Annotated in this window: 12 protein-coding genes and 1 pseudogene; 2 read left to right on the top strand and 11 right to left on the bottom strand. The window is 44.5% G+C overall.

From position 1 onward, the window contains the following. Positions 1 to 122, top strand: a 122-nt coding sequence (locus FTU37_RS15415) for a zinc ribbon domain-containing protein (RefSeq protein WP_180005585.1), incomplete at its 5' end; no start/stop codon positions are given. 35 nt (positions 123 to 157) lie between these two features. After that, positions 158 to 352, top strand: coding sequence for a hypothetical protein (locus FTU37_RS15410; protein ID WP_180005485.1), 195 nt, complete (start codon positions 158 to 160; stop codon positions 350 to 352). An 18-nt stretch (positions 353 to 370) separates the two neighbouring features. Here the strand turns inward: FTU37_RS15410 and FTU37_RS15405 are convergent, their stop codons facing one another. The 11 genes and pseudogenes from FTU37_RS15405 to FTU37_RS15355 all read right to left on the bottom strand — a co-directional run. Further along, the gene (locus FTU37_RS15405) at positions 371 to 772 is read right to left on the bottom strand and encodes a Na+/H+ antiporter subunit G (RefSeq protein ID WP_180012110.1); all 402 of its coding nucleotides are present in this window, start codon (positions 770 to 772) and stop codon (positions 371 to 373) included. A 12-nt stretch (positions 773 to 784) separates the two neighbouring features. Next, on the bottom strand, positions 785 to 1,060 hold the full coding sequence (locus FTU37_RS15400; protein WP_078189410.1) for a monovalent cation/H+ antiporter subunit F: 276 nt from the start codon (positions 1,058 to 1,060) through the stop codon (positions 785 to 787). Then, positions 1,057 to 1,578: a Na+/H+ antiporter subunit E gene (locus tag FTU37_RS15395; RefSeq protein ID WP_180012108.1), complete on the bottom strand. Its 522-nt coding sequence runs from the start codon at positions 1,576 to 1,578 to the stop codon at positions 1,057 to 1,059. Before FTU37_RS15395 ends, FTU37_RS15400 begins: the two co-directional genes overlap by 4 nt. Position 1,579: 1 nt before the next feature. Further along, on the bottom strand, positions 1,580 to 3,388 hold the full coding sequence (locus tag FTU37_RS15390) for a monovalent cation/H+ antiporter subunit D (protein ID WP_180012106.1): 1,809 nt from the start codon (positions 3,386 to 3,388) through the stop codon (positions 1,580 to 1,582). Further along, positions 3,388 to 3,753 carry a Na+/H+ antiporter subunit C gene (locus tag FTU37_RS15385; protein WP_078189407.1) on the bottom strand — a complete coding sequence of 122 codons (366 nt, stop codon included), beginning with the start codon at positions 3,751 to 3,753 and terminating at the stop codon, positions 3,388 to 3,390. Before FTU37_RS15385 ends, FTU37_RS15390 begins: the two co-directional genes overlap by 1 nt. Position 3,754: 1 nt before the next feature. Next, a complete protein-coding gene (locus tag FTU37_RS15380; RefSeq protein ID WP_180124614.1) occupies positions 3,755 to 6,595 on the bottom strand; it encodes a monovalent cation/H+ antiporter subunit A in 2,841 nt (946 codons plus the stop codon). Positions 6,596 to 6,937: 342 nt separating this feature from the next. Continuing rightward, positions 6,938 to 8,341, bottom strand: coding sequence for an AAA family ATPase (locus tag FTU37_RS15375; RefSeq protein WP_180077140.1), 1,404 nt, complete (start codon positions 8,339 to 8,341; stop codon positions 6,938 to 6,940). Between the two features lie 46 nt (positions 8,342 to 8,387). Further along, the gene (locus tag FTU37_RS15370; protein WP_180009538.1) at positions 8,388 to 9,890 is read right to left on the bottom strand and encodes a UvrD-helicase domain-containing protein; all 1,503 of its coding nucleotides are present in this window, start codon (positions 9,888 to 9,890) and stop codon (positions 8,388 to 8,390) included. 9 nt (positions 9,891 to 9,899) lie between these two features. Further along, a complete protein-coding gene (gene hisIE / locus FTU37_RS15365) occupies positions 9,900 to 10,682 on the bottom strand; it encodes a bifunctional phosphoribosyl-AMP cyclohydrolase/phosphoribosyl-ATP diphosphatase HisIE (protein WP_180009539.1) in 783 nt (260 codons plus the stop codon). Positions 10,683 to 10,778: 96 nt separating this feature from the next. Continuing rightward, positions 10,779 to 11,273 (bottom strand): annotated as a pseudogene (locus tag FTU37_RS15360) (FAD-dependent oxidoreductase); the annotation flags it as partial. Positions 11,274 to 11,336: 63 nt separating this feature from the next. Beyond that, on the bottom strand, positions 11,337 to 11,476 hold a 140-nt coding region (locus FTU37_RS15355; RefSeq protein ID WP_180107216.1), incomplete at its 5' end, for a transposase.

The following is an 11,476-nucleotide window of genomic DNA, read 5'->3' as shown; positions in this document are numbered from 1 at the left end:
TTGGAATAAGAGAATGGGAGTGCATGAGCTGTGGTACAGCTCATGATCGAGATATAAACTCAGCTCTAAACATTCTTGCGCTTGGGCATAAGCGTCTAGCTGTAGGAATCACCCTCTTTTAAGGGGGTGAGGATGTCAAGAATTGGCGAATCTTGAGATGAGTCAATATCAGCCTAAATGGTCTGATCATTTTCAAAGTAGTTATGAAACAAATATGCTGATTGATTTAGCTGAAAAATATGGTTTAAAAACGACGCCATATAACCAAAAGCGTTTGCAATATATGGCTCAAAGTAGCGTATTTGAAAAAATGTGGATGCGAATCAAAGAATTTTTTAGCTCGAAGACATAAACAAAACTGGATCTGGAATTAATCCAGATCTTCCGGTTTTGAATGGATTTTAGAGTGAAAGGCACGGCGCCGAGTTCGTTGCCAAGGAAGAGGGCGATTGAGCGCTTCTGGTGCATCACCACTCATCGAGCGCAGTCGTAAATGTAATGCCGCTTGTGCCATGAGGTTTGCAGAAACCGGTGCGGTGATAAAGGCAAAGAGCGTGATTAGGATTTCTGCAAAACCAAAACGACCTTGAAATGCTGCATAAATAATTGCAGCAATTAGAAAACTTCCTAAGCCTAAGGTGCTCGATTTGGTCGGTGCGTGCAGACGCATAAATAAGTCGGGTAGGCGAACCATGCCAATACCGCCGACCAACATGAAAAAAGCGCCAATAACCAAAAAAATCGAGACCAAAATTTCCATGACTAATTGCATATTAATGGACTCCTAGTCGATCACGTGGCCAGTGGTGAAATAGCGTGCTAAAGCGGCTGTAGACACAAACCCAAGCATGGCAACCAATAATGCCCCCTCAAACATCGATGTACTTGCCCAATAAATACCTAAAATGACAATTAAACAGGTGGCATTTAAAAATAAGGTATCTAAAGCAAGTAGTCGGTCTACGATTGAGGGTCCCATCACTAAGCGGATGAGGCACAGTAACATCGAGATCGTCACCGCAACTAAACAGATGCCAAGCGCATACGGTAAAATTGTCATGTGGATTCTCCTGTATCAGCGCCAAAAATGAGGATGAGAGGGCGTTCATAGCGCTCTTTAATGGTTTGAATTTCCGCTTCAGGGTCATCCGTGCTCAGCGCATGGACCAAAATATCACCACGGTCTTGGTCAATCCCAGCAGACACTGTACCGGGTGTGGTGGTGATGATCATCGCAAGTAAAGAATTGACTTCCTCATGCTGTGTATCGAGAGGAACACGGAACCATTTCGGGTGCAGTTTATGTGTTGGCCCAAGGACTAATTTTGCAACATGGATATTACTGACAATAATATCCCACAGCACCACAAAGAATAATTTACATGCTGCCAGCCAGTTGATATTCGGCGTTCGGTCAATAAAAGGGCGAACCAATCGTGGAATAACAATGGCTAAAACCAAGGCCATGCAGAGTGTGGCCGCATCTAGACTGTGCGCTAACATCACCCAGCTCAGACCAACCATGACTGATACCAATGGATGCGGAAACCAGCGATTTAATACAGATGTTTTCGCCATGTTAAGGTGCCTCCATCGGTTTTAGTTGGGTCTCTTCAGGTAGTTTTTCTTCTTGTTGCTGTCCTTGAATTTGGCGTTGCTTATACTCAGAAATATGCTCGCCATGTAGAGTTTCAGGTGCAATCAATGCAGGAATGAGGTGTGCATTTGGATCGGCTGATTCACCACCATATTTAGTTTCAGGTAAATTTTCAGGATCATAAGGTTGAACACTGATGATTTGACCTTTTTCATCCTTTTTTAGCAGCAATGATTCATATAATGGATTGTTTTGAATTTGCTGCGCAGTTTTGTAGGTATAGTCATAGATCGGTGCAGCAAAAACCATATATCCCACAAGCGCTGTTAACAGCAGATAAATGGTTTTGTCATTACGAAGCGGTGCCTTATTCGGCAAAGCCTGATAACGCTGATATTCTTCAGTATCAATATCATCTTCTGGGCGAGATGAACGCCAGAAAAGCACAAAACCAACTCGAGTGAATGCGATAATACTGAGTAAACTCACCAACAATACGATCAAAATAATCATAATTTGGTAAGGTGAATTGGCCGTTGCTTGCAAGAGAAATACTTTACCCAAAAATCCACTAAATGGCGGTAGACCAGCCATCATCAACGCAATGATGAAATAGCAAACAGCAACGGTATTATGCTGTTTCATACGGGGCGCAATTTTAAAATGATCTTTAAATTCGCCACGTTGTGAGGTAATCCAACCCGAGAGAATATAAAAAGCTGCACCAATGATGGTACTGTGAATCAGGTAATAAAGCCCCGCAGCCCATGCATCAGTATTAAAGAGTGAAATCGCAACCAATATTGTCCCGATAGAAGACAAAATCATAAAACCGACAAAACGACGTAAGCGATCCGTTCCGATAGCACTATAGGCACCATAGAGCGAGGTTACTAAGCCAATCGGTAACAACCACTGTTGTAAGATTTCACGGCTAATCCCATCGTCAAACACAGTACCATTGACACGGAGAATGGCATAGATGCCGACCTTGGTCATTATAGTGAATAAGGCTGCCACAGGCGTGGTTGCCACAGCATAGGTCTTTGGTAACCAGAACCCTACAGGCAGCATTGCAGCTTTGATGCCAAAGACAGTGAACAGTAACAATGCACCAGCCACAGCAATACGATGTTGATCCGCTTCAAGCAAAGGCATAAGTCGTGCAACATCAGCCATATTTAAGCTACCTACACTGCCGTAAATCATCCCGAGTCCAATCAGGAAGAGGGCAGAGGCAAATAGGTTAATGGTGACGTAATGAATACCAAGCTGAAAACGTGCTTTGCCTTGACCATGTAAGAGCAAAACATATGATGCCATCAACAGGATTTCAAAGAACACAAACAGGTTAAATAAATCGCCTGTCAGGAACGCACCACACAAACCCATCAGTAAGAAATGGCACATGGCATGGAAATAACGACCACGCTCGTCCCATTCTTTGCTGGCAAACCACATCACTGGCACAGCAAGTCCATAGGTCAGCACCAACATGAAAGCTGAGAGTCGATCTAGGACTAAGACGATGCCGAATGGTGCGGCCCATTCACTCAGGTTATAAACCAAAACTTGACCAGAGCTGGCGATCATCAAATAACTGATAGATGTGATCAGCCCGAGAATGCCTGAAACATAACTGATTCCACGACGCCAAGGTTGTCGCCAGTCATGCGCCAAAGAACCAGAGCCGGGGTTGCCCAGCAGGACTAAAATAAATGCAGTAATTGCAGGAATTAAAATACTGAAAATCGGGCTATGCGTAGTCCAAAATTGGATGAAGTCATGCATTATGGCTCATCCTCCCGCGGGTCAATTTGCGGTATTTCTTCTTTGGAGTCCACATGATCTGTTCCGGTTTCATAGCGGCTACGCAGAGCCAATTGTACGATAAAGGCTGTGGTCGCAAAGCCAATCACAATGGCGGTCAGGACCAAGGCTTGCGGTAAAGGGTCGGTCGCTTTGGTGGTTTCAGTTAACACAGCCGGTGCGTTGACATGAATACGTCCCATGACAAATAAAAATAAGTTCACAGCATAGCCAATCATGGCTAAACCCAGCACGACAGGAAAGGTACGTGCCCGCAAAATCAGGTAGACCCCTGTTGCGGTCAGTAAGCCAATGGCTGAAGCGAGTAAAAATTCTAAACTAATCATCTTATTCGCCTCTTGGAACTGGACCAGACATACTCGAGTGACGCGAGTCGCCTAAGACGGAAATCATTAACATCGTCGCGCCCACCACGGTGATGTAAACACCTGTGTCGAAGAGGGCAGCGGAGGCAAGGTGCATTTCGCCTAAAATTGGAGGTGAGACATAGATATGGGCACTGGTCAGGAATGGGCGGCCCCATAGCCAAGCAGCGATCCCTGTCAGACCTGCAATGGTTAAACCAATACCAATCCACACTTCATATAAGCGACCTGATTTTGCACCAATCAATTGTTCGGCACGGTCTTGACCAAGCGCAATATATTGAATCACTAAGGCCAAAGAGGTAATTAAACCTGCAATAAAGCCACCGCCTGGTAAGTTGTGACCCCGTAGGAAAATATACAGACTGACCACCAAGGCCAAAGGCAAAATCCAAGATGAGGTAATACGGAACATCAGTGGCGACGGATTAAAACGATAGGTTAGACCTTGCGTAATGGTGGTGCCATGAGCACGCATACCATCCATCATGCACAGCGTACCAATTGCGGCAATTCCCAGTACGGTAATTTCACCAAAGGTATCGAAACCACGGAAATCCACCAAGATCACGTTGACCACATTGGTACCACCGCCAAGTGGGATAGACTGCTGCATGAAGAACCATGAAATGGAATTGTGATCACGGGTCATGATCAACCATGAAATCCATGCAATCCCTAGACCTGCAATAATCGCAATCAATGCATCTCGCCAACGACGTGACACGCTCGACTCATAAGGGGTGAGTTGTGGTAATAACGATAAGCTCATGAGTAAGAGCACGGTGGTCACCACGTCAACAGTAATCTGTGTCAACGCTAAATCGGGAGCGGAGAAACAGATAAACACCATGGTCACAACTAGACCGACTGCACCACTGATGAGGACGGCTTTAATCCGTTCATGGTGGAACCAAAGCATCATCCAACATGCAGAGAATAATAATAGCCATAGAACGATCGCGATGACCGGTGCATGTACCAGTTCACGGCTGCCTGTGCCGATGCCTTGCAGCCAAAATGGAACGATGACGATGGCCACACTAAAGATCAAAATCCATAATAAATAGCTTTGTAATTTGCCATTTTCAGTAAAGCGACGGAACTTTCTTGAGCTGAGTAATAGATGCTTTAAAAATAAGTCGAACAGCACTTTACCTTGTAATCGACCCAAAAGTGGATCTAAGTCGATCCGGCGTAATTTGCCGCCCTTCGCCAATGCGAAATAGAAAACTAAACCACCCAAGAGTGCAATCACGCTCATCAAAAGGGGGGCATTTAAGCCATGCCAAATCGCTAAATGTGTACCTTCAAACGCAGTATTTTGAATACTCGCACGCGCGGTACTATTGACAATATGCTCAACCAATAATGCAGGGAAGAGTCCAACTAAAATACATAAAGCAGCCAGTAAGGTTGCCGGTGCGCGCATGCCAAACGGTGGTTCATGTGCTTCTTTATTAGGAACATCTTTCCCTAATGGACCATCAAAAAACACCCCATGAACCAAACGCACCGAATACGCGACAGCAAAGATACCGGCAAAGGTGGCAATGATCGCTGACACGATCATCACTGGCCCAGTCAGGTTGGCTAAAAGTTCAGTAAAGAACATCTCTTTAGAAAGGAAACCATTGGTTAATGGGATACCTGCCATAGAGGCTGCAGTGATCATGGTCAGCGTTGCGGTAAACGGAAGTAATTGCCATAAACCAGAGAGTTTTCGTAAATCACGTGTACCTGATTCGTGGTCAATAATCCCCGCGATCATAAATAGGGCTGCTTTGAAGGTTGCATGGTTAATGATATGGAAAATGGCAGCTGCAACTGCGAGGGGAGAGCCGATCCCAAGTAAACAAACGATCAGACCTAAATGGCTGATGGTGGAATAGGCCAAAAGTCCTTTTAAATCTTCTTTGAAAATGGCAAAGAAGGCCGCCATACATAAGGTAAATAAGCCAATAAAGGTGACCAAGTTGTGATACAACGCCGCGCCTGCAAAGATCGGCAATAAGCGCGCAAGCAGGAAAATTCCGGCTTTCACCATCGTGGCAGAGTGTAGATAAGCCGAGACGGGGGTCGGTGCCGCCATGGCATTTGGCAACCAAAAATGGAAAGGGAACTGCGCACTTTTGGTAAATGCCCCCATTAAAATTAATAGCAGTGTGGGCACAAAAAGCGGATGCTGCTGAATTTGGCTACTCATCGTCAAGATTTGGTCAATTTGATAGGTGCCCGTGATTTGCGCCAACAGAACAAAACCACCCAACATACATAGACCACCCATGCCTGTAATGGTCAAAGCCATTCGAGAGCCACGCTGAGCTGCGTCGTAATTGCTCCAATAACCGACCAAAAGGAATGATGAAATACTGGTGAGTTCCCAGAAAATGAGTAATAAAATTAAATTATTAGACAATGAAATGCCGAGCATGGCAGCCATGAACAGCATCAATAAAACATACAGTTTACTGAGCGAGTTCTTTGGACTTAAATAATAGTAGGCATAGATATAAATTAAGGTGCCGATCCCGGTAATGAGCAGGGAAAACAATAAGCCCAGTGCATCGAGACGGAAACTGAAATCTATGCCAACTTGAGTGAGCCACGGCCAAGTTTGAATGATGGTTTTGCCATTAAAGACATCTTGAGCCTGACTCAATAATAAAACTAAACTGCTGAGGCTGACGCCAATCGCCCCTAAAGCTGTTACCCCGCGAGAGAATTGCTTCAACCACGAGACAAGTGTTGTGCCTAGTATTAACGGTAACAATATAATAATCGGTAGCACACTCGTATCCATTGTCATGATTAGGCGGTGAAACCTAGGTGTATTTCATCTTTCAAGGATTACAGGACAGCAAAGAGCAGTCCAAAAATTCAATCTTGAAAGCCATGTGTGTCAAAAAAATTAAAAACAAGCTGTGTTGCGCAACTCGTAAAGCGATAGCAATTTCCGATGTTACTATGAAAATTGCAAATAAAACCGATCATATTACATGCGTAAAACAACATCAATCTTTTTTATGAACCACTTACACATTATACGCCTGACGAAACTGTCTAGACATCTATTGCGGCCTTGTTGCTGAATATTTAAACATCGAGGCTATGGATTACGCTCACTTAATCAGCCTCAGTTTTTTTAACTTAGCGGTTGGATCGTAACGTCCTGATCACCCCGCTGTGATAAAGCCCTAACCAATTCTTGTTGCTGTTGCTCGGTCAGTTGCGTCTGGATTAATTGCAACATGTGCTGGATCGTATCTGGGCTGTTCAGTGGCTCATTTAATTCAATCTCTTCAGTTTTGGCTGGAAGCGATACCTTTGATCCGAGTTGCAACTGCTGATAAATCTGATCATAAGTTTCTTGTAGTTTTTCAGGCTGAATCTCACTGAGCTTTTTATTCTGTAGTTGTAAGCACTGAAAACGAGAAGCCTGTTCCAGCAGTTCAGGACGGTTGCCGCTGGCAATGATTTGGAGTCGTGGAAACGCTTGATTTAAACGGGTCAAAATCACTTGAGTCATGTTTTGATCGAGTTGGTGGTCTATGGCGTCGATCAATAAAATACCGTCACCTTCTTGGCACGGATATAAGCTATGAGGATTGAGTAGGCACAGGCGACGCACAATATCACCAATTAAGGCCACAAGGTTGCGGACACTATTCGACAACTGTTGAAACAACATGTCTTTGCCTTGATAGCAGACCATTAACTGTAATCTAGGGTGATATTGCAGATAAATATTGGTCACATCGGGCAACACGGTCTCTAAGGCTTGTTTTAATGATCTGAGTGACGGCGCGTGTAGATCGGCCTGAGCTTGCGCCAGTTTTTGTCCAAAAAGTGGCGTGTCAGATGTGTTGGATGAGTCAGTTGGGTTTTTTGGATGTAATAAATTTTGAATTAATTCGGCACTTTGTGCATTTTCTATATCGGATATTTCTCGAAACCACTCAAAAAAACGAATAAACGTGGTAAAGGGAATGGCCGAGATTTCATAGGCATGTGAAGGCTGAAAAATAGCAGGATTATTTTTATTGAGAATATTTACGTCGTTGACGAAGCGTTCAGCAGGGTAATAGGCAATGAGCGGCAGCCCTTGTAACGGATCAGCTTTGAGGGCTTTTTGATACAGCGCAACCATCGATTCCAATTGCTGTGTTTCGGCCTTACTAAGGCCGACGCCTTGACTGTTTAAGGTTTTATACAGTTGCCATGAACAACATTGTGGGTCTTGGTCTTGCTGATCACTTGAAAGCTGAAATGCGCCAATGTCTTCGGGAAAACTGACCTGAATATCAAGTTTCGATTGTAAGCGATTTAACATGATGTCTTGATCGAGCATCACCACACCTGCTGTACGCAAATCTTTATAGCGTGCAGCAAACCAAGTGAGGGCCTGGTAACTAAAGCGCAGTAGGGAGGTTTTTCCAGAACTTTGATCACCCAAAATTAAGGTAATCGGCAGATCGTGATAATTAAAATTGAGGGTGATATCAGTAAAATGAAGGGTGTGCTTGAGTTGAATCGATTGTATTTTCATGGTGCACCTTTTACTGATTTATTGTTTATTCACCTTTTTCATCATACTAGCTGACCGCTTGCGCCAAAGATTTGGGCATTTGACGTTTTAAGTGCTGCATCAAGTCATAAATATGATGGATATTTAAACTTACTTTAGCACGTGTGCAGGCCACGTAAAGTAACCGTAACTCTTCGTCACTAATTTTATAATCTTTATCGTTGAGCTTAAATTGGTAGTCATCTTCAATATGTACCCGATCCCATTCTAAACCTTTGGCTTTATGGGCGGTCGAGATGATGTAGTCGGCTTGATCAATCGGGGTGATTTTCGCCAGTGCCTTTTTCAGTGGGTCAGTACCGTGGTCATCGACCAACTTCACCAGCGGTTTAATATCGCTGCCGTCATTGGTCTCGCAATATTCATGTACATCATGCCATGAGTTAAACCATGCAAGCTCTGGGACATCGACCACGCGTTTACCTTGCTTGAGCATGGCTGCAGCATCGACAAAACGATTGAGTCGTGCATGATCTGCTTGCAGGCTGACTTTTTCACCTTTGACCAAACCTGCCAATAACAGTTCCATCGCACGTGCATTGGTACGACATAAAATGGCATCGCGCATCTTGGTATGCGGTTTATTGACCACTTTAGAGTTGAGCTGCGGATTACCCAATAACGGCACGGTTTCATTCAATGCGCCCAGCAGAGCATTGGCGTTCAAGGCAATTTCTTCACCAAAACGGAACGACGTGGTTAAACGTGATTCGGGTAAAGGGAGTTGCTGCATGGCATTGACTGCGCCACGCCATGCATAAATTTGTTGATGCGCATCGCCAACATAGATGACCTGAGTATTACGCTGTTTCAGTAAAATCCCTAGCATTAGTGGGTCAGCATCCTGAGCTTCATCGAACAGCACATAATCCGCAGGAATATTCGGTTCAGACAAAGCCCAAAGTTTTAAATAAATATCGTGTCCAATCCCTGCTGCATGGTTCGGATCAATCGACTCTAACCAACGACGTTCAATGGCAGGATACAAATGCTTTTGTAAGCTTTCGATATCGTCTGGATGCAACCAACTCGGTGCTTGTAGATGTCGTGGGGCAGGGTACTGTGAACTGGTCGAACAGAAATAACTAACAGCATTTGCCACCAGACTCGCCAAACGCGAAGGCATGAGTACATATTTTTCATAACGACCGCCCATCATACGACGTAGGGTGATCGGTTCTAGTCGATATTCTTTGGCAATAAAACTGGGACTTAAACGTGGTAGACGCAGTTTATCAGTCACTCCACGTGGAACACTACGATAAGCCAATGAGTGGAAGGTTCGACAGTCGACATTTTGATGAAAACGATTCTGTGCTTCGGTGGCAATGGCTTTGTTAAAGGCCAAGTACATGCCACGCCGCTGAGGCATGGCATCACTGATCATTTGGAGTGTGGTGGTTTTACCTGTGCCAGCATAGGCGATCACTTTAAATGATTTGCCTAGACGTGCGTTATCTATGGCAGTAGCCTGCTCATAGGTCGCGGTCGGTTTTTTAAGCTCTGGCACGGTTGCGTCTTAGTGCTGACGGTTGGCTTTTTCAACCAAACCGGAAAGGCCTTGACGACGAGCGAGTTCGTTAAGTACCAATTGTGGATCAATATCGAAATAACCTAGCATTACAATGGTATGGAACCAAAGGTCTGCCACTTCGTAAATCAGATCGTTTTTGTTGTCTTCATTGGCTTCGATTTTAAAATCTTTAGCGGCAATGATGGTTTCAACACTTTCTTCACCGATTTTTTCTAAAATTTTATTCAGACCTTTATGGTAAAGCTTTGCCACATAAGAGGATTCAGGGTCGGCTTGTTTGCGTTCAGCCATCATTTTACCTAAGTAGTCGAGTACTTCGACTTGCTCAGATTGTACATTGGACGCATTCATCGCAAGGGTATGTGGATTTGCTGATTTTGCACCATAAATTGCAGCCGGATCTTTCAATTGCGCATCGACAACTTCCCAGCCATTGGCAGTAAGTTTGCGATAGAAACACGACTCACGACCGGTATGGCAGGCAATGCCGCCATGTTGTTCAATTTGTAGCACAATCACGTCAGCATCACAGTCCAAACGGATTTCATGCACGGTTTGGAAATGGCCAGATTCTTCACCTTTATGCCATAACTTATTGCGTGAACGTGAAAAGTACACCGCTTGATTTTTTTCTGCAGTTTGCGCCAACGCTTCACGGTTCATCCATGCCACCATCAATACGCGTCCGCTTTGATGATGCTGTGCAATAGCAGGCACTAAGCCTTGTTCGTTAAATTTTACTTCATCGAGCCATTGCAGGTTGTTCATGAGGATTTCACCAATTCAAAAATCAAAAAATAAATGCCGCAGCATTTGAGCAGCATCATAGTGTAAGCCATCAAGAGAATGATGGGGAGTTAATTCTTAATCAAATTTTAAATTGCGCAGTTCAGCCGCAGAATCATCTGCAGACTTGCGGGCTATGTCGGCATAATTCATTTGCCCACATGCACCTGTTTTTAAGCCAGAAATCGTGATGGCCATTTCTTTGCGGAAAAACGGCAGCTGATACATGGCACGAAATGAAATATCACGCAGCGGCGCTGTCCAGCGATGATGTGATTGATAAAACGGTGTCAGCAGGCGGCTAAAAAATTGGTAAAACCGCACGGACGGCAACCGCAGTTGATGATACTGCTGCCAGCGGTTTTGCAGTGAGAAATCCTGTTGATATTGAAGCAGGGCTTGACTGGTGGCCCATGCGTCGAGCAGCGCCATATTGGCGCCTTGTCCAAGCTGCGGACTCATGGCATGAGCCGCATCTCCTAAGATACCGATACGACCTTCACCAAGTTTGCTCAGCACCACATCACGATAGTTGGCAGACAGCCATTGCTGCTGTGCGCTTTTGGTTTTTAACTAAATGTGCGGAATTCTCCATCTATAATCTGTGATTTAGATGGAGATGGATAGCACGCCTTTTCAGTCGGGTCTTTCTTGGTTTTGGATGTATTCTCGAATTACATCAATTGTCGCTCCACCTGTTGTAAGTAGACAGTATGCCCTCGTCCAAAGCACAGGTTTCCAATAATAAGGTTTTAGTTCTTCACCGAACTCCTTGC

It is taken from the genome of Acinetobacter sp. YH12097 (assembly GCF_013419225.1).
GTDB lineage: Bacteria > Pseudomonadota > Gammaproteobacteria > Pseudomonadales > Moraxellaceae > Acinetobacter > Acinetobacter amyesii.
This window is presented reverse-complemented; position numbering and strand designations above follow the sequence as displayed.

What these genes read in the sequence shown, in the direction of transcription:
- FTU37_RS15380 (WP_180124614.1), bottom strand. Translation starts at nt 6,595, where the DNA reads ATGGATACGAGTGTGCTACCGATTATTATATTGTTACCGTTAATACTA.
- hisIE (WP_180009539.1), bottom strand. Translation starts at nt 10,682, where the DNA reads ATGAACAACCTGCAATGGCTCGATGAAGTAAAATTTAACGAACAAGGC.
- FTU37_RS15410 (WP_180005485.1), top strand. Translation starts at nt 158, where the DNA reads ATGAGTCAATATCAGCCTAAATGGTCTGATCATTTTCAAAGTAGTTAT.
- FTU37_RS15395 (WP_180012108.1), bottom strand. Translation starts at nt 1,578, where the DNA reads ATGGCGAAAACATCTGTATTAAATCGCTGGTTTCCGCATCCATTGGTA.
- FTU37_RS15405 (WP_180012110.1), bottom strand. Translation starts at nt 772, where the DNA reads ATGCAATTAGTCATGGAAATTTTGGTCTCGATTTTTTTGGTTATTGGC.
- FTU37_RS15400 (WP_078189410.1), bottom strand. Translation starts at nt 1,060, where the DNA reads ATGACAATTTTACCGTATGCGCTTGGCATCTGTTTAGTTGCGGTGACG.
- FTU37_RS15390 (WP_180012106.1), bottom strand. Translation starts at nt 3,388, where the DNA reads ATGCATGACTTCATCCAATTTTGGACTACGCATAGCCCGATTTTCAGT.
- FTU37_RS15385 (WP_078189407.1), bottom strand. Translation starts at nt 3,753, where the DNA reads ATGATTAGTTTAGAATTTTTACTCGCTTCAGCCATTGGCTTACTGACC.
- FTU37_RS15375 (WP_180077140.1), bottom strand. Translation starts at nt 8,341, where the DNA reads ATGAAAATACAATCGATTCAACTCAAGCACACCCTTCATTTTACTGAT.